Origin of the sequence: Aquitalea aquatica (assembly GCF_013911085.1) — a bacterium.
In the GTDB taxonomy this organism is placed as follows: Bacteria; Pseudomonadota; Gammaproteobacteria; order Burkholderiales; family Chromobacteriaceae; genus Aquitalea; species Aquitalea aquatica.
The window spans coordinates 21,593-47,745 of record NZ_JACERN010000031.1; the positions used below are offsets into that span (position 1 = coordinate 21,593).

The window sequence follows — 26,153 nt, forward strand, 5'->3', positions numbered from 1 at the left end:
CACTTCGAAAGCCAGCCAAGGCTGTTAAAAGGGCACTGTAAACATTGGTGTATAGTCCAGGGTCAAGACTAAATTTGTCGGGAGAGTTCGATCGTGCGAATCGGAGAATTGGCCGAGCAGACGGGGATGACACGTGATGCTATTCGTTTCTACGAGCGGATAGGCCTTATCAGGCCCGAACGCGGACCAGAAGGCCGCCACGGCTACCGCCGTTACAATGCGTCAACTGTTCGACGCTTGGGCCTGATCAAGCAGGCCAAGGCTTTGGGGTTTTCACTGGGAGAAATCCAAGAGTTGCTGGACGCATGGGCCAATCACAGCTTCAGACCGGACCAGAAGCGCGCCATTCTTGCCGACAAGATTGGTGTGGTCGATCGAAAGATCCTGGAACTGCAAGAGCTTTCAAGCGAACTCAAATTGGCTCTGGCCGGCATTCGTGACGAGTGTCAATCAACAGGCATAGTGGTCGTTAAAGATATAACAGCCACCGCTCCCATCACCGGACAGTGAGAGCACTTAGTTTTGTAGTCCAACAAGGAGCGTGTCCGAAATTCTGTGTAAACCGGCCGTTGCCTAGCAAGCCTCAGAAGGACCGCTTAGGCCGATGATTTGCCAGTGTGTGAATACCATACGGGATCACTCTTGTGTCTTTTGCCCAGTATAGAGGGCCATCCGTAGAACTACGCATTCATGCCATTCCACCTTGTTCGGAGCATGTTAGGCGCATAAACTGTTGGACTTTCAACAGAATGTGAAGATTCACGTCAGCAGACGTGATGAGACGCCATGGACTTTTCCGCTCTGCTCGCCAGCTTCGCCGCCGCCTTTTCCCAGCACCAGCGCCTGCTTACCCTGCAGCTGGATGGCGGACAGATCGCCGCCGAGCAGCTACTGCCCCACACCCTGGACGGCAGCGAGGGCGTGTCGGAGGCCTATCGCTATCAGCTCACCTGCTTATCCCCCGACGGCACTATCGAACTCAAATCCCTGCTGGGTGTAGCGGCTCGTCTCGGTGTGCTTGATGCCGATGGCAACGAGGTAGTGCGCTGTGGCGTGGTGTCGCGCGCCGAGCTGTTGGGTTCTGATGGCGGGTTTGCCAAGTACGGCCTGACCATCGAACCGCCGTTTGCCCTGCTGCGGCTGCGCCGTACCTCGCGGGTGTTCCAGGACTTGTCGTTGCCGGACATCGTCAAGCAGATCCTGGCCGAGCATCAGGCCAATAATCCGGTGTTCGCCCAGGTGCAGACGCTGGAGTTCCACACCGCATCAGCCAGCCCGCGCAGTTACTGTCTGCAGTATCGCGAGAGTGATTTCGACTTCATCGTGCGGCTACTCCATGAAGAGGGTTATGCATGGAGATTTGAACATGTCGATGGCGCGCATCCGCAGGTCAAGCTGGTGGTGTTCGACGATGCCTACAGCCTGCCACCGGCCGCCAGCGAGCGCGTGCGCTTTCACCGTAGCGACGCCACCGAGGAAGAAGACGGCCTGATCGATTGGTCGGCCGCACGGCAGGTGGTATCGGGCAATGTGGCGCTGGCCAGCTTCGATTACCAGCCGGTGAGCACCCAGCACACCGGCGACCAGACTCGCATCCAGCAAGGCCGTGGCGGCGATGCGCTGCAATCCACCCTGCAGGATTACGATCCGCAGTCGCTGTACTACGCCAGCGATGCCGACCAACTGTCGCACTACGCGCAGCTGCGCCAACAGGCGCACGATGTGCAGGCCAAGCAGTTCTCTGGTAGCGGCAGTGTGCGCAGCCTGCAGGCCGGCCAATGGTTCCGCCTGGACGAACACCCGGCGCACGAGGGCGACAGCAGCGAGCAGCGTGAATTCGTGGTCACCGGCCAGACCTTCCGTGCCAACAACAATCTGCCGGGCGAGCTGACCAGCAGCCTGCGTAATTTATTGGCAAACGGTGCCGACACCACATCGACTGATAGCCAGAACAGCAGCCCTTTCCAGACCACCATCACCGCCCAGCGTCGTGGCATCCCGCTCACCCCGGCTTATGCCCACAGCGCGCTGGCCAAGCCGACTTCCAAAGGCGTGCAAACCGCCACCGTGGTCGGTCCGGTGGGCGAAGAAGTGCATACCGATGAACTGGGCCGCGTCAAGGTGCAGTTCCACTGGCAGCGCGCCGACGAACACCCGAGCATCGGTGCCCGTCTCGACGACACCTCCTCCTGCTGGCTGCGCGTGGCCATGCCCAGTGCCGGTGCTGGCTGGGGCCACCAGTTCATCCCGCGTATTGGTCAGGAAGTGCTGATCGACTTTATCGAAGGCGATATTGACCGCCCGGTGATTGTCGGCGTGCTGTACAACGGCAGCCACGCCACCCCGGCCTTTAGCGGCGCGGGCGCACTGCCGGCCAACAAGACGCTGTCCGGCATCAAGTCCAAAGAACACCAGGGCGGCCAGTACAACGAGCTGCTATTCGACGACACCCCCGGTGAAGTGCGCGCCAAGCTGTCCAGTGAAACGCACAAGACACAACTCAATCTCGGTTTCCTGACCCACCCGCGTAGCAACGGCAAAGCCCAGCCACGCGGCGAGGGGGCGGAGTTACGCTCTGACGCCAGCATTGCCATCCGAGCCGCACAGGGCTTGTTGCTGACCACCTATGGGAAAGTGCAAGCCAGCGGCAATCAGCTGGATCGTAAGGAGATGATTGAGCTGCTGGACCAGTGTGCAGAACTGTTCAAGTCTGTTGGCGATTATGCCAGTGGCAGTCAGGCGCTGAAGATTGATCCTCAGTCACAGACAGACCTGATCGAGAGCATTAAAAATTGGGAGAAAGGCAGTAATACCGACCCCAAATCCCAAGGCGGTGGTCAGTCCGTTCTGAGTTTGGCGGGGCTGGGCGGTCTATCTTACAGCTCGCCCAAAGGGATTATTGGCTATGCCGGTCTCAATTACGATCTGGCTGCCAAGAAGCATCTGCAGTTTACCAGTGGAGAACAGTACGTGCTCAATGCCGGCAACGGCATCAGCCAGTTCGCCCAATCTGGTGACTTCCGCCTCATTGCGCATCAAGGGCAGTTTCTGATGCAGGCACAGGCCAACGATATGGTGGCACAAGCCGAAAAGAACGTCCGCATCATGGCCGTGAACGGCGAAGTATTGATTCATGCCCCAACGATTCGGCTGGTTTCCGCTGCCGGTGCCTTCATCAAGATCGACAGCAATATCACGCTGGGGACGTCCGGCCAGGTATTGATCAAGGCCGCTAGCAAATCCATGAGTGGACCAGCAACGGATAGCGTGCCATCCCCCAACTTTCAATCGGGGCCAACCGATCAGAAGTTCCAGCTGCACTATCCCGGCAGTGACGGGCAGAAAGCGCAAATTGCCGCTCATCGTGAATACGAAGTCACGCTAAAAGACGGTAGCAAGCTGACCGGCACTTCGGATGCAGAAGGCAAAACCAACATCTTGCAAGATCAGGCGATGCAGGTGGCCAAGGTTGCCATCCTGCCGAAGCGGAGTTCATAGTCATGTCGAGTACAGCGACTGAAAACAATACTTTTTATGCTGGTAAAAGTTCGGCCCTGTTGATGCCGAACCGCTACAAGGATCACCCGGTCGAGGTGAAACGGAATCACGTTGGCGTCTATATCCTGGTGCATGGTGTCAACGATGTCGGGGTGAGTTATCCGGAGATGGATATTGGCCTGTGCGCGGGTCTGAATGAGCGTTTGGATCGAGTGGATCTGTTCCCCAATGACTTCCGTCTTCCAAAGGAAAAAGAGGCCGTTGTCACTGACCCGGACGCCGTGTTCTATCAGCGCGTCGCCAACGATCGCACCAACAGTCCTGTCATCCACTTCCATTGGGGCTATCGGGCAATCAAAGACGATATCGCGAAAAAGAAGGTGCATGGACAAGTGGTAGACATCAACGGCAACCGTCTGGATGTTCGCGGGGCCAAGATGGGCGGCATGTTTGCCAACGCAACCAGTAACATCCCGGATATGTTCGGCGGGCACTTCAAGTCGGGTTTCTTCACCTGGCTAACAGACAAAGGGGTGATGGATGTGGCGCATAGCCTCAAGACTTGCCCTGACCGACAGTATATGGCCTTAGCTGCCAAGCGCCTGGCCGCACTGATCACACAAATACGAAAAATTGACCGCAATGAAACCATTACCCTGATTGCTCACAGTCAGGGCTGCCTGATCTCCCTCTGCGCGCAAGCCTTCCTGCATTCAGAAAACAGCGGTGTGGGCTATGCCGACTGCTTGATCATGAACCACCCGCCCTACGGTTTGCATGAGTCGTTTATTGACTATGTTTCGCAAAGTGGCCACGAACAGCAAACCACCGAGGCGCGGGTAGAGACTTTGGTGAATTTGGTTAAATTAATTACGGACAACAAGCATTCGCTACCTGCATTTACCACGCTCGCTCCAGATCAATGCAAGGTTGGCCGCACAGGTTCTTCCTGGACGCCGGAAACTGGCAAGCGCATGGGACGTGATACTGAAGATGGGCGGGATGAGAATGGTTATGACAATGTGGGCGACAGTGCCAAAGCCGTGAGCTTTGCCGAGCGAGACAATCGTGGGAAGGTCTACCTATATTTTTGTCCGCATGACCAGACGGTTGGCCTGGCCAATGTCCAGGGAATTGGCACCTTGGGCGTTCCAGAAGCGGTCAACACCCAGCCGGCCTACAAAACAGGTGGCGCACGCTCCGAGCCTACACCTGCTCCAGTCCTGAGTAGATTGGGTGCTGGGTTCTTTCAACGTGTATGGACCTGGCGAAGAGGTACGCCTGTCGGAGCCCCACCGGGAAAATACGCACCTCGCGCAAACGGTGAGGATGCCTATGATGGCGTTGATTTTTTCCCCACGCTGGCACGGGTTGCCTTGAAACCGGGAGAGTCGGTACAGGTTACTGGCGAAGCCTTGAATCCACCTTTCCCTCCAAACCTACACCATGGGGAAGACAGTGGCGCAGCCAAAGCCATCAATGCGAAGAAAGAGGCCGAGAGCCATGGACCTCGTTATGCCGGGGTAATCAATATGGACCCAATTGATGCGACAGATGCCATCGTCAAAGGTGGACTGGCTGGCAAGAATTCAGAAAAAGAGGCATTGCAGCATTATCAGGATGAAGGGACATTTGATAACTCCTACCACTCCTCCATTGTGGCCAACCGTGAACACCACCGCTGGGTAACGGCGATGGACGTGGCCATTGGTCAAGCGAACTGCATGGATGATCCAGAATGGCGTGAATTATTGATGATGATTGCAGATTGGCGATCTAATTTTGATCAAGACAAAATTGTTCCAAAGTTGAAAAAATATGATCAATTGGATAATGGTGTTAAGGCTATTGTGGAGGCAACTTACACGTATTACAGCGGAGGAGAGTTCCCGTCTGGACTGGTACCAGCAAAGCCTCCCGCCCCCATCGTCAGCAAAACCCGTGGCGATCGGCAGAGGGAGCAAAGCGCATGATGTTCCGTTTCGATACCCGCCCCCGTTTGTGGCTGTGGCTGATCCCTTGTGTAACCGCTCTTGCCATCTGGATGGTGGTGGTGGAAACCGCCATCCGTCCTTCCTCGCTGATTATGGAGTCCACACCGATGTTGCAACGACTTGCCTGGTGGCTGCTACCGCCCTTACTGTTCATTGCCACCTTGTTTACCAGCCAATGGGCGCTGGCCAGTTCCCGCCTGAATGCGGCCGAGGCCCAGCAGCAACAGCAGGCTGAAGAAGAGGAAGCGCAAAAAGCGCAAGCTGCACAGGCAGTCGCCGATGCCAAGGCGCAGCAGCAGTTTGCATTGGAGATTCGCAGTATCGGTGTGACCGTGGACCGCTTCCGTCAGATGAAGCTGTGGCAGCGGATTGATGAGGTGAACAATCCGTGGCAGAACGTCCTTGTACAAGATCCACAAGCATATCCTTGGGATGATCATGAACGTGACTTGATTAATACCCAGAGAGCCAACAAAACCCTTGAGAACACTCTGCGATTATGGGTAGAGCGCTGGCCTATCCCGGTACTAGTTTCTGACGGTATCAAGATGAGGACAAACCGGATTTTATGGGCGCAGAACGGCTCGGGCTTAGGCATCCACATGTTTACTGGCTTGGGGGCACATCAGGGGGAAGGCGGCGATGTGCTGGTTCAACAGTTGTTCCGTTTCTTTGACGAGAATCCGACATTGCCTGCAGCGGTACTACTCAGCTTTGACAGTCAAGAGGATCATCCGCCCTATGGTCGTAAGGAGCGTTTTATCCCCACCATGCCAGACAGCATGGCGGCCATCCTGGTCACCCGTACCGACCGAGTGAACCAATTCATCCGTCCCTACGCCGTCGATGTGCCTTATGACATCAACAAGAACGACACCAAGTATGACGTGATCAAACTGTGGAATTTCTTCTTTCCTGCCGAGCGTGCTTATACCGCAGCAAATAAGGGCCAGCAGGTTATGCCCACCGCTTACTGGAATGAACATGCTAAAACCCTGATCAGCCAGGTTGATCCGAATGCCGGACAAGGTGGCATGATTCCGTTCTGGCATCAGGGCAAGGAAGGCTTCAAGCCCACCCCGTGGATGCCAGTGCGCTGGACCAAGTGGCAGTTGGAAGAGGAGTATGACCGGGCCCCACTGGTGGGCTATCTGCATCGCCCCATCGAGGTGAAGCTGACGGGTGATCTGCATCAACAGACGCAAGCCATGGCGGTAGCTTGGAAAGCAGCCTTGGCAACATTGCCAGATGGTCAGGCCCCGCAGTGGCTGTTCTACGATACGGCCGGCAACGACAAGCGGATTATTCCGTTCAGTAGTGCCATGGCATTGCCCGACACCCCGCACAAGCTCGACTTTAGCGATGCCAAGCGCAGCTACAACCTGACCCGCCGTGTCGCCGATACTGGAGCCTCCTCACCGTTTATCCAGTTGGGCTTGGCCACCATGCGCAGCTACGACAAGGGTGGAGTGAGCGCCACGCTGAACCTGCGCCAGGACGGCCGTGCCAGCATCATCATGGTGTCACCGCCGTCTACGGCCGAGAAAGCGAAAAACAAGCCGAATGATAACAATGGCGGTCCGGCACTAGATCCGTCCAAACCGTATGACCCATTCGTGGAAAAAAGACTGTAACAGCATGCCGAATGTGATCGTAGAGGGTTCAGACACCAGTCATGGGGGCAAGGTGGTGTCGTGTAGCAGTAATGTCACCATCAATGGCAAGAAGGTCGCCAGAGTGGGGGATGTTTGCAGTTGCCCTATGCAGGGCCACTCGCATTGCGTGATTGTTGGGGGCGATGCCAGTGCCACTATCGATGGCATCCCTGTCGCATATGAGGGCCATCAAACCAGCTGCGGTGCAGTGTTGATGAATGGTGCTGCCAATTGCAGTAAGCAGTAACCATGTTGAACATGACTTTGGCGCGTTCCAGGAAATTCGACACATTGCCAACGGCTGTCCAGCATGCAATTCAGGGCTGGCAATCCTACCCGACCGGCTACCATCCCACGTCGGCTGAGCGACTAAAATTGTTAGCTCAAGTTCAGGCCATCGCTCACGCATGGGGTGGGGAATGCCTGTCAGACACATACCTGGGTATTCAAGGGCATCTGCTATTTGCCTGCCAGCATGGGCATGTGTGGGGGCGAACACCCGCGACATTACTGGCGGGACACTTCTGTCCAGAATGTAGTAGTCGGCAAGCTGTTACCCTAAAGCGCCTGAAGGCCTGGGCACTAAGGCGTGGCTGGCTATGCCTTTCCGATGCATTTGTTGATCAGGTCACCCCAATGTCCTGGCAGTGCGATAAAGGACATCGCTGGCTGAGCAACAGCAAGAACATCAAAGCCTGCAAAGGCTGCCCTGAGTGCTATAGGACAGCGCGATATCACACCTTGGCCACGATGCAACATATGGCGGAAGCACGTGGTGGTAAGTGTTGGTCGACCTTCTATACAAATGTGGATACCAAGATGGTCTGGGAATGTCATAGAGGCCACTTCTGGATAGCGCCTCCTATGCGTGTCTTGACTGGGAGCTGGTGCCCCCAGTGTGCTCGGCTGGATCGTATTTACCGGCCAGGCAGTACCACCCGGTACAAGTACACAAGCTTTCTATAATTAATACCAACAACTCCGATGCTGTGCTTTTATCGTTCTTCACTTCAGGCAAAATCTGCCAATGTACAAACCTCTCAACACTAATCCCGCTCTGTGTCGTACCGTAGACCATTACGCGCTGCGCGCCCATCTGGTGCTGGACACTGCTCGCCACCAACCGATGACCATCACTCAAGCGGGGGAGCTAGGCTGCTACCTGGAAACAGCGTGGCAAGGAGCCTGTCGAGCGTTCAAATCTCCACCAGTCAAATTGGGACAAGCAAAAGCTATCATGATTAGCTTGCTGGGGCAGTGCTACACAGAGTCTGACACCATGATAATAACGGAAGAGCAATGGCATGCTTTGCGTGAAGGGGTGAATTGCGCCGATGGTGTCTGGCAGCGTTTACCGGCGGGGATGCTGCTGGCAACCATGCAGAGCATCCGACAAGACATAAATCACAAAAATTAATTATTTGGCATTAAATGCGGTATCGTTGGTATTTTAGCCTCAACGCCGTATTTTAATGCCTAGCCGAAGCCAAAAACATAGCGGTAAACCTCTCCCTCGAGAAGGTGTGATCTGCCCTCGCTGTAACAGGGGCCGCATCACAATTCGTAGAAACCGTAGTAATGGGAACCTATTTTTTGGGTGCTCAAAATTCATAGGACTTGACTGCAAATTCCAAGCCTCCATCCCTGAAAGCCCCGGATACGTCTATGTGCTTGCAAATCCTGGCTATCAGCTAAATGGAATACCAGTTATAAAAATTGGGTATACAACCCATTCAATGGCAGCAAGTTTGCGACAGATCTACAGCACTGGCGTGCCATTTCCATTCGAAGTTAAGTATCAAGCAATGGTGTGGAAGGCACGGGCAACGATGCGCCATGCTCACGGAATCCTGCATGCTCAACGCTTGAACAATGAAAGAGATTTTTTTAACTGCACGATTCAAGAAGCTATCGATGCCGTTGAGTTATCCGTCCAAGGGGATATTACCTATAAAGCAGAACGACCTCCCGAACTTTACAGCGCTGACACAGCCTTTAACCCCGATGCGCTGAAAGAACCTGATATTGTAGAGGAGGAGGCCGCCGGAAAGGCATGGTCCAAAAATAAGCGAACAGATACACCGGGTTATGTTTATGTGCTCACCAATGAGGTCTACCATGACGGCCATGCGCCTCTACTGAAGATTGGCTATACACGCAAAGAGCCCAAGGAGCGCGCAGAGGATTTGTATTACTGGGAATATGAGTGCTGGGGAGTTCCCCAGAATTTCAAGGTTGCCTTTGCTGCTCGTTTCGAGCACGCATTTGATACGGAACAGCGAGTTCACGAGTTTTTGAAGGAGTTTCGGGTCAATCATTGGCGCGAATTTTTTTCTTGCACGTTGGAAGAAGCCAAATTAGCCATTCAGGCTGAGCAAGATCGTGAAGTATCTCAAAATGCTCCTGCAAAAATCACCCTCGACCCAAGTATCATTCTTGCTGAAAAGCAAGAGCCCACATCTCGCCCTGTACCTGTACCTGTACCTGTACCTGTACCTGCACCTGCACCTGCACCTGTACCTGTACCTGTACCTGCACCCATCATCGTCTCCCCACAACGTCCTGAGCGTCCACAGCTGGTGCTCCAGCCAGCCAAAATTCACCATGTACTCCCCAGTCGCTGGCGCCCTACCCAACGGCAGGCCATTGCAGGCTTGATCCTTTTAGGCTGTGTAGTGGTGGCTGTGCCCGGATATCATTTCTTGTCCAATTGGGTGTCATCGCTACAGACTCCAACCGCTAAACAAGCACCAGATCCGGCACCTCATCCCAAGCCCAAAAAAGCGCATGGACATCCAAAAAAGAAGAAGAAAAAACACAAAAAAGTTAAGAACCAGCAACCATCCGAGGGCACGGCGGATCAATCACCACAATACGAGGCACCGCTACCAGCCGATAGTGCACCATCCAATCAAGCTGGCGACCCGAATCCAGGCTGACGACGCGCCAAAGGATACCGATGGGCCCAGTTTCCTATAGAGACCGGACCATTTCTTAGCGCTGCCTGCAAAAGGCATCAATCTAATTATTTTCAGACCTATATCACTCCCTTGAACACGCACACGACACCCACTCCGGGTGTCTTTTATGCCCTCGCCCCAGCCTTGCCTGGGGCGTTTTCATTGGAGTGATCTATGTCCCATCTCATCGAATCCATGGCTTTCGTCGGAGCCACGCCCTGGCATGGTCTGGGTAATCCATTGTCCCCGCAGCAGCCTCTGGAAGTGTGGCTGACCGAAGCCGGTATGGACTGGCGTATCGAGCAGAGTGATGTCTTGTTCAACGTGGCGGCCGACGGCATGCACATCCGGCCGTTTGCTGATTCCAAAGTGCTGTACCGCTCGGATTCATTGGCACCACTGTCGGTGGTCTCGCCGCGTTACAAGGTCGTACAGCCGTCGGAAGTACTGGAGTTCTATCGCGACCTGGTCAGTGCTGGCGGGTTTGAGCTGGAAACTGCTGGGGTATTGAAGGGTGGCCGCAAGTTGTGGGCACTGGCCAAAACCGGCCAGGAAGCCCTACTCAAGGGTGGGGATCGGGTGAAGGCTTATCTACTACTAGCCACCAGTTGTGACGGCACCTTGTGCACTACGGCCCAGTTCACCTCTGTGCGGGTGGTGTGCAACAACACCCTGCAGATGGCAGTGAAGGACCGAACCGGTGCGGTGAAGGTGCCCCACTCCACCGTGTTCGATCCGCAGCAAGTGAAAGACGCACTGGGCCTTGGCCTGTCGGCCTGGGACCGCTTCATCGGCAACATCAAGCAGCTGTCGCAGCGCTCGGTTTCGCCGGAGGAAGCTTGCCACTTCTTCCGCGAGGTACTGGACGAACCACTGGTGGCAGGAGGTGAGGATGCCGTCACATCCAAGGCATTGCAGCAGGTATCGGCGCTGTATAGCGGTGGCGGCATGGGTTCGCTGTTGGCAGGCACCAAAGGAACCGCATGGGGCCTGGTGAATGCAATGACTGAATATGTAGACCATCGCCGTCGTGCTCGCAGTCAGGACTACCGTCTCGATTCCGCCTGGTTCGGTCAGGGTGCACAGCTTAAGGGCAAGGCACTGGAGCATGCACTGGCCTTGGTGGAGTAATGCCATGGCCTCCGTGCAATCCATTGCTTTGACTGCTGCTTGCCTGACGGCGGGCATGCGTGACTTCTGTACCTGGAACGGCTTGGGTGTGGCATACGACGGCCCCGATGCCGAGCGCAGTCTGCTGGTGATCTGGGGTGCTGGCTGTCTGGAACTGCATGCCGAGCTGGTGCAGTACGCCCCGATGGTGGCTGCTCTGGCGGATACCTTGTACGACCAGCTGGATCAGGGCGCACCTGGAGTCTGGCATTACGAGGTGACCGAAGCGCTGGGTAGCGCCATTGCTGAGTGGATCATCTTGCATGATGGCTTGGCTCCTTCCCTCGATTGGGTTAAAGCCTGCCTGGTGCGACTGGCCGGGGAGTTCATGCTGCGGGGTCAGCCGCAACAGTGGCCGGCCATTCGACAGATCCTGCTGACGCTCTCTCCTGAGCTGCCGGTGATCGTACCGGTAGCTCCATCGTGAATCTGCGGTTGGTCTGATGTTGGTCTGCTTCTTCCAGCAGCTTCTGTAGTCCTGCTCGTTTCTCTCGCTTCGGTCACTTCTCTCGTTTCTGCTCATCCCTGTTTATTTCATTCATCGCCCGGTCAGCCTTGCTGCCGGGCTTTATGCCTTTATAAGGAGTGTTTTGCCATGGCTGAACGCTACGCACAGGCCATTCGTCTGGCCTCTACCCTGAAGTTGTCTCGTGATGAATGGCTGCGCATTCGTCAGTTGGGCATTGGTTCGTCTGATGCTGCCCCGGCGATTGGGCTGTCGCCGTACAAGTGCCCCTTGTCCTTGTGGCTGGAGAAGACCGGTCGCAAGGAGCTGGAAGATCTGTCGGAGAAGGAAGCGGTGATCTGGGGCACGATTCTGGAACCCATCCTGGCCCGGGTGTATGCCGAGCGTACCGGTCGCAAGGTACGGCGCGTGAATGCGGTACTGCAGCATCCGACACATCGTTTCATGCTGGCCAATCTGGATCGGGAAGTCCGTTGCCCGGAAGAAGGCTGGGGCATCCTGGAAATCAAGACGGCCAGCTATCACTCGGCACCGCAGTGGGAAGAAGGGATTCCGGTTGCCTATCAGTGCCAGGTGCTGCATCAACTCGCTGTAACAGGACACGATTGGGCCGACGTCGCCGTACTGATCGGTGGTCAGGATTTCCGTATCTATAGAGTCAATCGCGACGAAGACAAGATCGCCGATCTGATCGCGAGAGAGACGGTGTTCTGGCAGCACGTCTTGATGGATACCCAGCCCGCTCCGGATGGTTCGGATGATGCAGGGGCTGCCTTGTCCTGGCTGTTCCCCCGTGACGATAGCCAAACCATCGATCTGTCGGAATCGATTGAAGGAAACCGGTTGTTCTCTGCCTTGTTGGCTGAGCGGCAGCGCAAGGAGGATGCCGAGGCCAAGGAAGCAGCAATCCGTCAGCAGATCCAGAACGTGCTGGGTCATGCCTCTGCCGCTGTATTCCAGTCGGGCCGTATCACCTGGAAGCGCTCAAAGGACCGCGTTTCCCCTGATGTCGAACGGCTGTCGCAAGACCATCCCACCCTGCTCGCCCAGTACAGCAAGTCCATTGCCGGTTCCCGGCGCTTTGTCATTCAGACGGAAAGGAAATCAGCATGATCAAGGGTCTCGCCATTACCCCGCCCGTGATCGGGCGCATCAGCATTGGCAAGCTGGTGCAGAAACAAGAACGGTGGCTGCCAGAGAAAGACGACAGCTTTTCACTCACTACCCAGGTACAGAGCCGCGATGGCTGGTTGCTGCACCCGTTGCACCAAGCCCTGTCGGAGCAGGCACAAAACGGCAAGATCCGCGCTATACCGATCCAGCTGCTGTTCAACGACAGCGAGCTGAACCTGCGGGCCGAATACAGTGCCTTCGACCGGAATAACGGTCGGCCCGTATGTGTCGGTAACGGAGAGACGGCACGTCGTGTCACGGCTCAGGGCATGGAAGATATCGGGTGTGCCGGACCAGATCGTTGCCCACTAGCCAAGGAGCTGGGCTGCAAGCTGTACGGTCGGCTCAACGTCCAGGTGGAAGGTCAGCAGGATGAGCTGGGCAGCTTCATCTTCCGCACCACCGGCTACAATTCGGTCCGCACCCTGGCAGCACGGCTGAAGTATTACGAAGCAGCCAGTGGCGGCAATACCAAGCATCTGCCGCTGCTGTTACGTCTACGCGCCAAGAGCACCACCCAGTCGCACCGTACCCCGGTGTACTACGTGGATCTGACGCTACGCGATGGCCAGACGCTGGCCGAAGCGGTCAGTACGGCACGCAAGACAGCTGACGAGCAATTGGAAGCAGGCATCGATACCGCCGAGCTGGAGCAAGCCGCCCGGCTATTGCTGCAGAACGGTCAATTCGAGGATACCGAGGAGGAAGTACCGCAGCTGCTGGAGGAGTTTTATCCAGCGGTGGAAGGCAGCGGTGAACCGGAAGAGAAACCGAAGGCCACATCTCGCCCTACCCGGCTCACCTCCAAGTTAGGTGCCGTCAGGACTGCCTAGTCAAACCGATCGTCCACACTCAATCAGCGCAGCCTGCTGCGCTTGATCTCTTTTGGCTTCGCCGCATTCTTGCGCCGCTCACCATCTGGTGCCTGCGGTATCTCCGTAAATGTCACAAAGAATTCGGCCAGGCTGATTCCCATCGCATGGCAAATATCCGCCAGCGTTTCCATCGAAGGATTGGCGGCACCACGCTCAATGGCAGAGATATAGGTCCTATCCACCTGGGCTTCAAATGCCAGGGTTTCCTGCGACTTATCAGCCGCATGACGGCATTCCTTCAGGCGTTTGCCTAAAGCGACAGCCATCGGAGAGGGAGCTGCTGCAGCTGTGCTTTTGTGTGCATCGGTCATGCAGCACAGGATGCCGAGTTGACGATGGATTAACGACGCTCTAAACACATCATCAATTGTTGTGTATATTCAACAATTGATTTGAATATCACCACACCACCAATCATCAATCCATTTCAAATTCCTCAAGGAGTTTTTGATATGCCTACCACTAAACATACCCTTTGCCTTGGTGCCGTACTTGGCAGCCTGTTACTACTGACCGGCTGCTCTGGATCCAGCTCGCCTTCATCTTCCGAAGCCAAGCAGGCCATCCAGAAGTCGCTGGGTGACTGCAGCATTGCCACCATCAGTAGCTTCGACAAGGTCAACGGTATTGCCGATGGCGATAACCGTTACACGCTCCAGGTGAAGTACGCACTGGAATTTGCACCATTGCCAGAGAATGCCAAGCTGCTGGATGACATGAATTCCCGTCTGGCCAGCCAGACCGACTGGATGCCATGGCAGCGCGACGACTATGTGATCAAGGTCCGTGCCGCCATCATGGCCAACCTGCACCGTACCTGTCCGAACATGCCGCGTAATGTCTACGGCGATTATGCTCAAGCCAATATCGCGTCCTACGCCAGCACCATCCATATCGATTACACCTACAACAATATGCGCATGGTCAGATCCGACAACGGTTGGATTGGTCTCTGAGCAAGAGAAGGACAACATCATGCTCAACAGCTTGCTTCCCCCGCGACGTCATCCCATGCAGCTGCCCTTGCTGATGGTGGTCAGTGTGCTGCTACTCAAGCACGCCTCGGCCGACCGTATCGGTTCGCTCAGCCTGTTACTGCTTGGCATTGCGCTTGGCGACAGCCTGCACCGGCAAGACCCAGCACAACCCAGACCAGATCGCTAAGTCCGACAGCACAGTCATCCGATACAACCCGGCAGTGGTTCTCCGAACCTGCCGGTCTTTATCTATAGAAAGGCAAGACATGAAATCTCTCTCCCTCGCGCTCATCGCCATCGCACTCAGCACTTCGGCTTTGGCCGCTCAGCCCGGCCAATGGAACAAATCTGTGGCCCTGGATGGCCAGACCATGCATTACGGCGTCACTGACGACAAAGGCAATTCGCTCGATATCCAATGCGGTAAAGAGCCTGCCACCATGCATATCAGCCTGAACCAGCGTTACTACGGCCCGGGCTACCCGCAGGACTTCAGCATGCAGGTTGGCAGCAAAAAGCTGTTTCCCTCTGATGCAGGCAGCAATGCTGGTGGTGACAACTTCCGTGCTGCCTGGGATGCGTTACGCGCAGGCAAGAAAGTGATCGTTCATGCAGGTAAGGCCAGCATGGTGGTTCCTGTTGCAGGTGCGGCCACAGTCCTGCCTGCCAATCCTTCTAAGGCGCAGTGCGAAAGCTGGTAAGCCTGCAACGGCATTCTCTTCCCAAACAGATCGCCATCTCTCCTGAGGTGGCGATTTTTATTTCATCGAACGAAAGTGAGGCCTGACATGCGCACGCCCGCCAACCCACCCGAATCCACCCCACCACTACAAAGCTGCCTGAGCCAATGGCTGGACAAGCAAACTCGTCACTTGTCTGCCGATTACCGCCAGTACCTGCAAGATGAACTGCAGACGATCGTTAGCTACCAGGCCACCATCGGCGTGATGGGCAAGAGTGGTACCGGTAAGTCTTCCCTATGCAATGCGCTGTTCGGTCAGGAGGAGAGTGCAGTCAGTGACGTGACCGGTGGTACCCGCTCCCCACAAGAGATCACCTTGGCCTATCAGTCGGGACGAGGCATCTCGCTGATCGACATGCCTGGTGTGGGAGAAAGCATGGAGCGCCATGAGGAATACCGCGAGCAGTACAAGGCGCTGCTGCCAGAACTGGATCTGATTCTGTGGCTGATTAAAGCCGATGACCGTGCCCTCAGTCTGGACCAGCTGTGTTACCAGGAGCTGCTGCAGCCCCACCTGGCGAAGCATCCCATCCCGGTACTGTTTGTCATCAGCCAGGCCGACAAGATCGAACCCTGCCGGGAGTGGGATGAACAACAGCATCGTCCCGGTCCATTACAGCAAGAGAATCTTGCTTTGAAGCAACGGGTAATCGCAGAGTCCTTCAACATCCCGAACAGCCACATCTGCGTGGTTGCCGCTGCAGAAAACTACGGCTTACCAGAACTAGTGGAGAACATCGTGCGAGTGTTACCGCATGAGAGAACGTGGGGGGTGGTACGGGAAACCAAGCCGGAACAGATCTCCAACACCACCTGGCAGCTATGCCTGGCTTGCCTGTGGCAGCTACTGCGTAGCCGCATGGGTGACTTGGCCCGCAAGGGCAAGGACGTGATGGCCAACAAGCTCAGCACCCTGTGGGGACGCTGAGCTGGCGACATAAACACTCCCCAGTCGGAGAGTGTTTTTTTTTTGCGATTGTGATGGGGGGAGACCGAGTTTCGGCCTAAGCGGACAATGGTAAACATGGGTAAGAATGTCCGCTCATGATTTCACAACAGCCATGACGTGCCTAGGGACGGTCTGAATAAGCCTACATTCTGCTGAGCCAGAGCACATCCAGGCGATGTGCCAACCGATCAGTAAACCAATTTAGGTAGTGCCAGGAAAGAATGAGTATCCAAAAAGCGATGGAAACCGGGCCTTTGTCCTTACATTTCAGCCAAGCAGCGTCTTTCTGGCCTGCCAGATATTGGATAGCGCGAACAGCATGTACAGCTGCGCGGTGTTTTTGACCAGGCCTTTGTATCTGGTTTTACTAAAGCCAAACTGCTGCTTGATTACCCGGAACGGATGCTCAACCTTGGCCCGGATCTTGGCTTTCACCTTTTCAACCCTCTCGGCCCAGCTATCATCCTCACTATCGGTCAGTACTTTGCGCTTTCCCGGACGCATGGCGATCCACCAGTTCACCTTGCGGTTTTCATGTTCTTTACGTTTTTGCACGCCGATATAACCGGCATCGGTAAAGACGTCTGTTTCGCTGCCATGTAATAGGTGATCGACTTCAGTCACGTCAGCGGTATTGGCTGGGGTGGTGTGCAGGTGATGAACCAGACCTGACTGTGCATCCACGCCAATATGGGCTTTCATGCCGAAATACCACTGCTTGCCCTTCTTGGTCTGGTGCATATCCGGGTCTCGCTCGCCCTTGGCATTTTTGGTGGAGCTGGGTGCATTGATCAGCGTGGCATCGACGATGGTGCCTTGCTTAAGCGTCAGCCCTTTGGCGGCGAGATGCTGGTTGATGGTGTGAAACAGGGTTTCAGTGAGCGTGTGTTTTTCCAGCAGATGCCGGAAATTAAGCAGGGTGGTTTCGTCTGGCACCGCTTCGATATTGATCTGTGCGAAATGCCGCATGGAGGCGATTTCGTACAGGCTCTCTTCCATGGATGGGTCAGACAGGGCGTACCACTGCTGCAGGCAATAAATACGCAGCATGCTGGATAAGGGATAGGGTCGACGGCCATTGCCGGGTTTGGGATAGAAGGGTGCGATGGCGGCTTCGAGCGTGTCCCACGGCATGACCTTGTCCATTTCTACCAAGAAGATTTCGCGACGGGTCTGTTTTTTCTTGGTGGACTGTTCGAGATCGGTGAAGCTCAGTTGCTTGCGCATCGCCATTCCTTGGTGCGGGGGGGTGATGGATTTTAACGGGAAGGTCGGGACTTGTTCAGACCTTCCCTAGCAAATGAGGGGCGATTCAGTTCATGACTGATGCTCCTCATCGTGATGATGCTCATGTTCGACAGGCTCATTCTTGGGTGAGCCATGGTGATGCCCGTGGTGCATGAAGAGATGCATCAGCGGACAAATAGCCAGTAGCAAGTAAGGCAAGATGCCGAGTACGTGGGTCCGGTGTTCTGTAAACAGGAAAAATCCAGCAATGGCGACAAAAGCCCAAAATACCCATCTAAATTTTGAGGGAACAAAACCATGATGCGCGTCCATTTTATTTCTCCCTGAATTTCTGACAGTAAGCACAGCACCTAATGGTGCTGTGCTTACCAAGGTACTTACACCACTTCCAATTGGCCCATCATTCCAACAGCCTCATGTTCAAGAATGTGGCAATGGAACATCCGGATGCCCGGCCAGTGCTGAACTGTCTTGATACGCACGGTTTCACCCGACTTCAGGTTGATGGTGTCGTGCCAGGCAAGATAGGATTCGGTCTTGACCACACCGTCCATTTCACGGGATTGCACTTGAAACTGCGTGCCATGCAGATGGAAGGGATGATCCATGTCGGACTGGTTGACGATCTCCCATAGCTCGACCTCGTCGACTCGGCTGGTCAAGTCAATACGATGCATGTCGTACTCCTTGCCGTTCACCAGGAACTGCATGCCATGCTGACCATTGGTCATGGTCATCTTTTCGGAGAAGACAACCCGCTTTTGGGCGACAGGGCGTCCCAGATCCTTGATCGTGGCGAGTCTGGCCGGCAATGACACAACCTGGCCTGTCGCAACCCGTGAAAAGTCGACAGTCAGAATGTCCAGCGGCTTATCAGGAGCGACATCACCCATTTTCCCACGCGCATACACCGCAGCAATCAGCTTGCCCTGATCACGCCGCTTGCCGGCATCAACAATCAATTCGATACGCTGGCCCGGTGCCAACACATGCTCGGTCAAACCGGTGATGGGGTGTTCCAGCAAACCACCATCTGTTCCAATCAGGGCCAGCTGTGAGCCAGGCAACTGCAGGCGCAGATAGCGCGCACTGTTGGCATTCCAGATTCGCCAGCGCTCACGCCCTCCCGCATCGAAATGGACGGTCGGTTTGTTCTGTGCATTGGTCAGGACAAACTGTCCTTCGCGCCCGTTCATCCAGTCATCGCTGTTATTTGGCGCAATTTGACCCATGTGATCCAGCTTCAGATCAGACAGAATCAGCAAACGCTCAGGTACCCCGGCAAGCGGATCCTGCTTGGCCCGGACGATAAACCCACCAGCAAGGCCACGAGAGGCCTGTTCTGCCGTGAATTCATGCGGATGAGGGTGATACCAGTAAGTCCCGGCACTGCCTTCCGGCAAGGTAAAACGGTAAGTAATCTTCTGGCCGGGGGCGATGGCCTGCTGTGGATTACCATCCTGACTCGGCGGTACCGGCAGTCCATGCCAGTGAATAGAGGTCGGTTGACTCAGCTGGTTGTGCAGCGTGATTTCAACCGTATCTCCTTCCATGACATCAATCAGTGGCCCGGGCAAGCTGCCGTTATAGGTCCAGAATTCGGTAGGTCCGTCTTTCAGCAGTGGGACGCGTACCGCTTTTGCCGTCAGCGTGGCCTTGAACAAGCGGGGCTGGCTGCTTTCATTGGCGAGCATGGACATGCCGCCCTGATCCGTACCAGAAGCCAGTAATGCAGGATCCAGCAAGGGCATGGGGCTGCCATCAGCCAGCATGGTATGTGACATGGAGGCGGCGAGGGACTTCAGGCTGAAGCCCCCCACGCCGGCCAGCAACATGCCGCTCAAGAATGAACGTCTGTGCATGATTAGCCTCGCCTTTATTGCGCCATCGGCATTTTCATCATTGACGACTGCTGATCCATCATCTGCATCATCATGTCCATCATGCGCATATCACCCTGCATCATGGATTTCATCGGCATGTCATCACCCTGCTTCATCCCCTTCTTCATGCCCATATTGGACATGCCGCCCTGACAGTGGGCCATGTGCATTTGCTTCATCATGCCCATGCTGTCCTTCATTACGGCCATCCCTTCCTGCATGGCGGCTTGCCGTTCTTCAGGCGTTTTGGCAGCCGTCATTTTGGCGTGTACTACATTCATTTTTTCCATCTGGGCCTCCATCTCCTTACTTGATGCCATCTGTTTGGCAGAGGGCTTGGCAGCTTTCTTGGTGACGACGGCGGCGGAAGCATCCTGGTGATGGGCTTCATTTGCCTGTGCAGTAAAGGTAGTGGCGGCAATAGCCAGGGCGATGACGGTTTTCCATTGGGTTTTCATGATTCGACTCCGTATAGACGTGACAAAGGATTGCCCTGCCACAATGGCAGGAACGTGGGGTATGGGGATGGCTGTACCATCCCGCATGGGGGGCTAGTTGTTGAAGCGGGAAAACTGCAGGCGTAGTGGCCGGGCAGGTGGCCGTGGCCAGGCTCGGATTGCCTGCGGCAAAAGAAAGGTGATGCCCTGCCCGGCAAGCGAGATCAGGCTGATGGCCAATAGCAGCAAGGGTATGTGCAGCTGCCAATGTGGATCGGCCTTTATCAAGCCATGCTGGGCATCGGCGCACACCTTGCTACACAACTCATGGTGGGGCTGGTCATGCGCATGCTGCCATGGTGACTGCAGGCTGACTTCAGCATGATCCGGCTCCACCGGCAGGGAGTGACAATTTGCCACCGAGACCAACGCAAACGCCAATACCCAGGCCGCCAGCAGTAGCCGGCTCCAGGTATGCAGCTGTTGGCGTATCCGGTGCAAGGCGAGCATCTTGTCTACTCCACGTGAAAGGCCAATCAATTGGGCAAGGCTTGTTTCAGCATGACATGTCGGTGATACATGCCGGCTTCGAAGTGCCCTGGCACATAACAGGCGAACAGGACGGACTTGCTCTTGACCGGATCAAAGCGCCAGACAATCGTTTTAGTCTCGCCCCCTTTGAGGGATAGCACATTGACATCCTGATGTTCCATGCCGGCCATCTGTTTTCGCATTTCCAGCAGATGTTCCTTACGGAATGACTCATCGCCAATCGCGAACTCATGCGGAGCCTGGCCGCTATTTCTCACCACGAATTTCACCACGTCACCACGACGGATGCTCATGGAGTCGAATTTCAGCCGCATGGTGTCGGTGGCTTCAACATGGATGGTCCGTGTGGCAGCAGATTCCTCCGCCGGCTGACCGAAGGCAAATTGCTCCGGCATGTCCATGCCCTGCATCTGGGCCATGGCGGCTGCGGGCAGCAGGAGTGTCAGCAGCAGGGGTCTTTGATATTTCATTGTGTAGCTCCCGCCCGGCGAGATTCGGATGGAACTGGCCTAAGCCCGCCCACACCCCGTCGGGCAATGACTCAGAATCGGCCGAACAGCACGCCGGTACGTTGGTCTTTAGTCATGGTGTAGATGGCCAGCGTGCCTGGCTTTTCTTCACCCATGCCGGGACTGTTCAATGGCATGCCGGGGGCTGACAAGCCGACCACGTCAGCCTTGCTGGCAAGCAGCTTCTTGATGGCGGCCACTGGCACATGGCCTTCAATGGTGTAGCGGCCAATCTTGGCGGTATGGCAGCTGCCCAGGCCGGGTGTAACACCCATCTGCTGCTTGATCGGTTGCATGTCGTCGCGATTGATGGCGGTGACATCAAAGCCGTTGTGCTTGAGATAGCTGATATAAGCCTCGCAGCAGCTGCAAGTGGGGCTCTTGTACAGGGTGACTGGAGTAGCGGCAAAAACGGTGGTGCTGAACGCGCCGATCAAAGCGGCAAGAACGCGGGTACGGATGGTGGCCATGATGGCCCTCCTTCTGACAATGACAAGGATTCGGATGACCGGCAACAGGCCGGCAGGTCAGAAAATGCTGTCAGGCGAGCAAAGGGGGGCGATGCGGCGGAGAAAGGGTGATACCAGCCAACGCGATGGGCTGGGTGGGGACAAAAATACCAACCTGGGCTAGCGGGGCGGCAGACCAGGCTGTTTGCTGGAACAAGGAAGGTGCACAGAGTTGCACGCAGCCAGCACCGCTACACAACATGCCATGCGCAGCTTTTGCACTGGCGGCATGTGTCGGCATCTTGCCGGCTGTTTCCTCGTGGCAGTCCGCATGGGTTTCATGGGCCATGCAGTCTGTGGATAGGATTGCCTCGCCGGCCATGGCCATATCTGCACTGGCTGCCAGCACATTAAGTGCCGGAAGCGTGAGCAGAAGCATGAGCAGGAAACGGTATAAGGCTTTCATATTTGCCAAGATAGCACTGTTATGAGGCAAAGGTGAATGCAAAATAATTCTTTGCTATCGCATTGTTGATCTGGATCAGTTGCACCACGACCATGTCCCGACCTCACTTGGCCGGGGCCTCCGGCGGCTTTGCTTTGGTATGCTGCAGAATCCGGCGAGCACCATCAAAGCGCTTGACCCAATAGGCTTGGGTCATATCACTGATACCTATCGTTTTACCCGCTCTTGGGGCATGGATGAACTTGCCTTTACCCAGATAGATGCCGCTATGCGAAAACCGGAATCCCCGTGTATTAAAGAACACGATATCGCCAGCCTGCAATTCACCCATACCCACGGCCTTACCTTGCCGGGCTTGTTCTGCCGCCGTTCGGGGTAGCTCATATCCTACCGACTTCAGAAACACAAAGCGGATCAGACCACTGCAGTCAAAGCCGGTAGCCGGTGATTGTCCACCAAAACGGTAGGCGATGCCGGTCAGGCTCATGGCCTGCAGTAGTACTTCGCCTGCCAGATCTTTCTGGAGTTGTAACGGTACTGCCGGCTGGGGTTCCTCCACGGCAACGGTTTTCTCATGGTCGGCAGCGGATGCCAGCGGGCTCAGCAACAGTAGCACCAGCCAGCACATCATGTTTTTGCACTGCCAGAAGTGGCCGTCGAGAGCCACTGGTGATAAAAGACCACCTTTACGCTTCACAAGCATTACGAGCATTCATTGTCATCGTTTATTTGGCCGCAATCAGCCCAGTCGGTCGCACAAGTAAGTCGCTACCGCTTGGGTGTTGCCGCGCAATGGGCAGGAACAGAGCATTCCTGTTCAGCTAGACAGAGACAAATCAGACCGTAATGGGTGGACGCCAGAAAGGTTCGGCGCGAATGGCCTGCGGTTTTTGCAGCGGTGGTGGCGCGCTTTGCGCATTGCCCGAACGCAACAGGGTTTGATTGATGAGCAAAGCCAGCAGGGAATAGCATGCCTTGCAGTCCAGCTTGTGCTGGCAGGCATGCTGCCCTGCAGACGGGGAAGCAAGCGTGCTTCGCGACGGGGAGATTACATGCCCGGCTAGCGTGGCACAGGCGATATGGGATGCGGCATCGCTATCGGATGGGTGTACACGTGCGCTCCCCAAGGCGATCAGGGAGAGCACCAGGGTCAGGAGCAGGATCAACACAAGTCGGCATGCGTACATCTGGCCGATTATAGTGCAGGCACTTGCCTGTCAGCCAAGGCTTTGGCAAATGACCCAAGGTATTGTCTGATATCCTGCCTTCTTTCCAAATTTCAGCCCTGGTGTAAGGCGCTGGCACTTCCAGCGTGGGGAAATCTGACCCTCACCAGCAATCCACGCCCAGTGGAGCCCGTGAGCAACTCAAGTCGAGCATCGTGCTGCTCTACGATACGACTCACAATCGCCAGTCCAAGCCCGCTTCCCTCTACGCCAGGATGACTGCCACGATAGAAACGTTCCAGTACGCGCTCGCGTTCCTGCTCAGGGATACCTGGACCGGTGTCGCTGACCTCCAGCAATATTTCGGTTTGAGTCTGGCGGATTGCCACATCGATCTGACCATGGGGTGGTGTATAACGGATGGCATTGTCCACCAGATTGCCAAGCAAAATACCAAGTAGATTTGCATTCCCATCCACCCGGATCTGTTTAGAATCGATCAAGCCAAGGTCGATGTCTTTCAACTCAGCAAAACAGATCTTTTCCTTGATGACCTCTTTGCATATCTGCAGCAAGTCAACAGACTGATATCCCGTAGACGGGAGTGCCGGGTCGATTCTCGCCATGGTCAGCAGTTGTTGTCCCAAGTGGGATAGCCGGGTGATACCAGCCTGCAACTGTTCGAGTGCCTGCTCGCGCTCATTTGGCGTGTCCGCATCTTTGAGCAGCTGCGCCTGAATGCCAAGCGCCATGATCGGGGTGCGCAATTCATGCGCCGCATCGGCAATGAAATGTTTTTGCTGTGAAAATGTATCGTCCAGCCGCTGCAAAAGCAGGTTTAGCTCTTCGGCAAAGGGTTTTATCTCGTTGGGTAATGTGTTGATGACGATCGGACTCAGGCTGTCAGCATCGCGTTGCGCCAGTTCAGTAGATATTTTACGCAAGGGGCGGAGCCCATAGCCGATGCCAAACCACAGGAACAATGCCAGCAAGGGGAGTAGCGACAATACTGGCCAAAACAGATTGACGGCGAGTCCAGCCAACGCCTCCCAGCGGGCATCCTTGGTTTGGGCTACGCGAATGAGTCGTCCATCGCGCAAGTGAGAATAGGTATGCCAGGTCTGCCCATTGAATTGCATGTCTGCCAGACCTGCATGTTGCGGAGGGGACAGTACCAGATCGGGATTTGTGGTGTATTCGAGTTTACCTGCACGCCAAACCTGCAGCAGGATCTCGTCCGCCTTGTCAGTATCCTGCTGCTGTTTCAGGTCAGCAATGTGCGTCAGGGAAATGCGATTGCCATTCTCCACATCAACATGCTTTGCAAGGTATTGCATCTGATCATTCAGCAGATCATCCAGCCGGAGGAAGGCACCCCAATAGGTACCGATGCTAGCCAGCACGCCAGCCATGAATGTGGCAGGAAGCAACCACAGCAATAAACGACGTCGTAACGACGAAATCAGCCAGCCATGAAGTTCACGCAGCGACAGCCGCATCAAAGTTCTCCTATGCGGTAGCCGACACCACGGACCGTCCTGATAATCCCCGCCCCCATTTTTTTGCGCAAGTTGTAGATATGAACCTCGATCGCATTGCTCCCGACCTCCTCCCCCCAGCCATACAGGCGATCTTCCAGCTGCTCACGCGAAATCACGGCACCGGGCTCTCGCATCAGCTCATGCAGCAATACAAACTCTTTTGCCGAGACTGTCATTTCTTGTTCATGCAACCACAGTAAGTGGCTGACTGGATCGAGCCTCAACGAGCCGATCTGGATTTCTGCCTGGGCCCGACGGGCCAGACGCCGACTAACAGCATGAATCCTGGCGACAAGCTCTTCCAGTGCAAATGGCTTGACCAGATAGTCGTCCGCACCTTCATTTAGCCCGGATAGCCTATCCGTCAAGCCATCTCGTGCAGTGATGATGATGGTTGGTAAATTGTCCTGTTTGCGCCGCAGTGCATTGAGTACCGCCATGCCATCTTGTTGGGGCAGGCCAAGATCCAGCAGCAGCATCTCATAGGCAACCGTTTTCACGGCCAGCAAGGCCGAGTGTCCATCCTGCACCCAATCCACAGTAAATCCGGCTTTACGCAGCCCTTGCTGCAAACCGGCACCGATCATGGCATCATCCTCCGCCAGCAATACGCGCATTTGCTCTTCCTGTTCATTGACTGATACCACATACCATCGCATAGCACGTGGCCGGCGGTGCAATACGCACCAGCGTCATCTTCGCCGGCCTCTTTGTGCAAGCCGAATGATAATCGCACCCAGCTGAAGTGCTACTGAAAATGCAGTTATCTTCAGCAGTGCTTAAGTTTGTGTCTGCTAGTGTGCATTGCCACTGGAACAGCTGTGTTCTGGACGATATCAAGGTGATGCATATGGAAAACTGGAACCACAGTCTGTTTTTACTGATCAATGCGGGGAGCGAGCCGTCTTCCGCTACGCTGCTATTTGCAATATTCCTGGCTCAGTGGCTGATCTACGGCGTTCCCGTGCTTCTTATCTGGCTATGGGTGAAAGGCAGCCATCTAGAAAGAAAAGCAGCCGTCAGTGCTGCACTCACTGTTGGCGTAGCCCTGGCTATTGGACAAATGATCATCGCGGTGTGGCCACACCCGCGGCCCTTCATGGTGGGACTGGGGCATCAATTTCTGGAGCACAAGCCAGAAGCCTCCTTTCCCAGTGACCATGCCACGGTATTTTTTGCTCTTGGCTTTGGTTTGCTGCTAGCAGGGCTGCGACAGCTGGGTGGTTTTGTCCTGCTTGCTGGCATTCTGGTTGGCTGGGCGCGCGTGTTTCTTGGTGTGCACTTTCCACTGGATATCATTGGAGCCGGTTTGCTTGCATTACCTACGGCCTGGCTGCTCATGCAATTTTTGCAATATCGCCAACAGGGCATCCGACTGGTCGCTGTTCTTGAAAAAATGTATGTCAAAATCGGTCGGCTACCGCTGATACGGTAACGAGTACC

Annotated in this window: 29 protein-coding genes; 16 read left to right on the forward strand and 13 right to left on the reverse strand. The window is 55.3% G+C overall.

What is annotated here, in order from left to right:
* The first annotated feature begins 93 nt into the window (after positions 1-93).
* The 11 genes from H2Z84_RS11945 (at position 94) to H2Z84_RS11995 (ending at position 13,749) form a co-directional block, all read left to right on the forward strand.
* Entirely contained in the window at positions 94-510 is a 417-nt protein-coding gene (locus H2Z84_RS11945; RefSeq protein WP_181836170.1) for a MerR family transcriptional regulator, read from the forward strand.
* A 276-nt stretch (positions 511-786) separates the two neighbouring features.
* On the forward strand, positions 787-3,498 hold the full coding sequence (locus tag H2Z84_RS11950; RefSeq protein WP_181836171.1) for a type VI secretion system Vgr family protein: 2,712 nt from the start codon (positions 787-789) through the stop codon (positions 3,496-3,498).
* A 2-nt stretch (positions 3,499-3,500) separates the two neighbouring features.
* Positions 3,501-5,471: a T6SS effector phospholipase Tle3 domain-containing protein gene (locus H2Z84_RS11955; protein WP_181836172.1), complete on the forward strand. Its 1,971-nt coding sequence runs from the start codon at positions 3,501-3,503 to the stop codon at positions 5,469-5,471.
* Positions 5,472-5,551: 80 nt separating this feature from the next.
* Positions 5,552-7,126, forward strand: a complete 1,575-nt coding sequence (locus tag H2Z84_RS11960; RefSeq protein ID WP_220272814.1) for a type VI lipase adapter Tla3 domain-containing protein — start codon at positions 5,552-5,554, stop codon at positions 7,124-7,126.
* A gap of 4 nt (positions 7,127-7,130) precedes the next feature.
* On the forward strand, positions 7,131-7,394 hold the full coding sequence (locus H2Z84_RS11965) for a PAAR domain-containing protein (RefSeq protein ID WP_181836174.1): 264 nt from the start codon (positions 7,131-7,133) through the stop codon (positions 7,392-7,394).
* Between the two features lie 780 nt (positions 7,395-8,174).
* Positions 8,175-8,564, forward strand: a complete 390-nt coding sequence (locus H2Z84_RS11970) for a hypothetical protein (protein ID WP_181836175.1) — start codon at positions 8,175-8,177, stop codon at positions 8,562-8,564.
* Between the two features lie 55 nt (positions 8,565-8,619).
* Positions 8,620-10,086 carry a GIY-YIG nuclease family protein gene (locus H2Z84_RS11975; protein ID WP_258869387.1) on the forward strand — a complete coding sequence of 489 codons (1,467 nt, stop codon included), beginning with the start codon at positions 8,620-8,622 and terminating at the stop codon, positions 10,084-10,086.
* A 195-nt stretch (positions 10,087-10,281) separates the two neighbouring features.
* Positions 10,282-11,238 (forward strand): DUF932 domain-containing protein, encoded by a 957-nt coding sequence (locus H2Z84_RS11980; protein WP_181836177.1) that lies wholly within the window; start codon positions 10,282-10,284, stop codon positions 11,236-11,238.
* A gap of 4 nt (positions 11,239-11,242) precedes the next feature.
* Positions 11,243-11,704: a hypothetical protein gene (locus H2Z84_RS11985; protein ID WP_181836178.1), complete on the forward strand. Its 462-nt coding sequence runs from the start codon at positions 11,243-11,245 to the stop codon at positions 11,702-11,704.
* Positions 11,705-11,872: 168 nt separating this feature from the next.
* Positions 11,873-12,856 carry a YqaJ viral recombinase family nuclease gene (locus tag H2Z84_RS11990; RefSeq protein WP_181836179.1) on the forward strand — a complete coding sequence of 328 codons (984 nt, stop codon included), beginning with the start codon at positions 11,873-11,875 and terminating at the stop codon, positions 12,854-12,856.
* Positions 12,853-13,749 carry a recombination directionality factor gene (locus H2Z84_RS11995; RefSeq protein WP_181836180.1) on the forward strand — a complete coding sequence of 299 codons (897 nt, stop codon included), beginning with the start codon at positions 12,853-12,855 and terminating at the stop codon, positions 13,747-13,749. Before H2Z84_RS11990 ends, H2Z84_RS11995 begins: the two co-directional genes overlap by 4 nt.
* Before the next feature lie 23 nt (positions 13,750-13,772).
* Here the strand turns inward: H2Z84_RS11995 and H2Z84_RS12000 are convergent, their stop codons facing one another.
* A complete protein-coding gene (locus H2Z84_RS12000; protein ID WP_181836181.1) occupies positions 13,773-14,102 on the reverse strand; it encodes a helix-turn-helix transcriptional regulator in 330 nt (109 codons plus the stop codon).
* A 141-nt stretch (positions 14,103-14,243) separates the two neighbouring features.
* On the opposite strand from H2Z84_RS12000, the gene H2Z84_RS12005 reads away from it, so the two are divergent.
* The 4 genes from H2Z84_RS12005 (at position 14,244) to H2Z84_RS12020 (ending at position 16,438) form a co-directional block, all read left to right on the forward strand.
* On the forward strand, positions 14,244-14,747 hold the full coding sequence (locus H2Z84_RS12005; RefSeq protein ID WP_181836182.1) for a hypothetical protein: 504 nt from the start codon (positions 14,244-14,246) through the stop codon (positions 14,745-14,747).
* A 19-nt stretch (positions 14,748-14,766) separates the two neighbouring features.
* Positions 14,767-14,955 carry a hypothetical protein gene (locus H2Z84_RS12010; protein WP_181836183.1) on the forward strand — a complete coding sequence of 63 codons (189 nt, stop codon included), beginning with the start codon at positions 14,767-14,769 and terminating at the stop codon, positions 14,953-14,955.
* Complete coding sequence (locus tag H2Z84_RS21150) at positions 14,903-15,469, forward strand: YfjT/YkfB family phage-associated protein (RefSeq protein WP_220272815.1); 567 nt, start codon at positions 14,903-14,905, stop codon at positions 15,467-15,469. The genes H2Z84_RS12010 and H2Z84_RS21150 overlap by 53 nt, the downstream gene beginning before the upstream one ends.
* A gap of 87 nt (positions 15,470-15,556) precedes the next feature.
* The gene (locus H2Z84_RS12020) at positions 15,557-16,438 is read left to right on the forward strand and encodes a GTPase family protein (RefSeq protein ID WP_181836185.1); all 882 of its coding nucleotides are present in this window, start codon (positions 15,557-15,559) and stop codon (positions 16,436-16,438) included.
* Between the two features lie 288 nt (positions 16,439-16,726).
* On the opposite strand, the gene H2Z84_RS12025 is transcribed toward H2Z84_RS12020, so the two are convergent.
* The 12 genes from H2Z84_RS12025 to H2Z84_RS12080 form a co-directional block, all read right to left on the reverse strand.
* Entirely contained in the window at positions 16,727-17,686 is a 960-nt protein-coding gene (locus H2Z84_RS12025; RefSeq protein ID WP_181836186.1) for an IS5 family transposase, read from the reverse strand.
* 90 nt (positions 17,687-17,776) lie between these two features.
* Positions 17,777-18,019, reverse strand: coding sequence for a DUF2933 domain-containing protein (locus H2Z84_RS12030; RefSeq protein WP_181836187.1), 243 nt, complete (start codon positions 18,017-18,019; stop codon positions 17,777-17,779).
* A 65-nt stretch (positions 18,020-18,084) separates the two neighbouring features.
* Positions 18,085-19,542 carry a multicopper oxidase family protein gene (locus tag H2Z84_RS12035; protein ID WP_258869388.1) on the reverse strand — a complete coding sequence of 486 codons (1,458 nt, stop codon included), beginning with the start codon at positions 19,540-19,542 and terminating at the stop codon, positions 18,085-18,087.
* Between the two features lie 41 nt (positions 19,543-19,583).
* Entirely contained in the window at positions 19,584-20,048 is a 465-nt protein-coding gene (locus tag H2Z84_RS12040) for a hypothetical protein (protein WP_181836189.1), read from the reverse strand.
* Between the two features lie 93 nt (positions 20,049-20,141).
* Positions 20,142-20,537 carry a hypothetical protein gene (locus H2Z84_RS12045; RefSeq protein ID WP_181836190.1) on the reverse strand — a complete coding sequence of 132 codons (396 nt, stop codon included), beginning with the start codon at positions 20,535-20,537 and terminating at the stop codon, positions 20,142-20,144.
* Between the two features lie 26 nt (positions 20,538-20,563).
* On the reverse strand, positions 20,564-21,049 hold the full coding sequence (locus H2Z84_RS12050; RefSeq protein WP_181836191.1) for a cupredoxin domain-containing protein: 486 nt from the start codon (positions 21,047-21,049) through the stop codon (positions 20,564-20,566).
* 71 nt (positions 21,050-21,120) lie between these two features.
* Entirely contained in the window at positions 21,121-21,558 is a 438-nt protein-coding gene (locus H2Z84_RS12055) for a DUF411 domain-containing protein (protein ID WP_181836192.1), read from the reverse strand.
* A gap of 70 nt (positions 21,559-21,628) precedes the next feature.
* Positions 21,629-22,045 (reverse strand): hypothetical protein, encoded by a 417-nt coding sequence (locus H2Z84_RS12060; protein ID WP_181836193.1) that lies wholly within the window; start codon positions 22,043-22,045, stop codon positions 21,629-21,631.
* Between the two features lie 61 nt (positions 22,046-22,106).
* Positions 22,107-22,706, reverse strand: a complete 600-nt coding sequence (locus H2Z84_RS12065; protein ID WP_258869389.1) for a C40 family peptidase — start codon at positions 22,704-22,706, stop codon at positions 22,107-22,109.
* Positions 22,707-22,839: 133 nt separating this feature from the next.
* The gene (locus H2Z84_RS12070) at positions 22,840-23,172 is read right to left on the reverse strand and encodes a hypothetical protein (RefSeq protein ID WP_181836194.1); all 333 of its coding nucleotides are present in this window, start codon (positions 23,170-23,172) and stop codon (positions 22,840-22,842) included.
* Positions 23,173-23,282: 110 nt separating this feature from the next.
* Positions 23,283-24,668, reverse strand: coding sequence for an ATP-binding protein (locus tag H2Z84_RS12075; protein ID WP_181836195.1), 1,386 nt, complete (start codon positions 24,666-24,668; stop codon positions 23,283-23,285).
* Complete coding sequence (locus H2Z84_RS12080; protein WP_181836196.1) at positions 24,668-25,327, reverse strand: response regulator; 660 nt, start codon at positions 25,325-25,327, stop codon at positions 24,668-24,670. Before H2Z84_RS12080 ends, H2Z84_RS12075 begins: the two co-directional genes overlap by 1 nt.
* 233 nt (positions 25,328-25,560) lie before the next feature.
* Between H2Z84_RS12080 and H2Z84_RS12085 the strand changes: the two genes are divergently transcribed.
* The gene (locus tag H2Z84_RS12085; protein ID WP_181836197.1) at positions 25,561-26,145 is read left to right on the forward strand and encodes an undecaprenyl-diphosphatase; all 585 of its coding nucleotides are present in this window, start codon (positions 25,561-25,563) and stop codon (positions 26,143-26,145) included.
* Positions 26,146-26,153 lie beyond the last annotated feature (8 nt).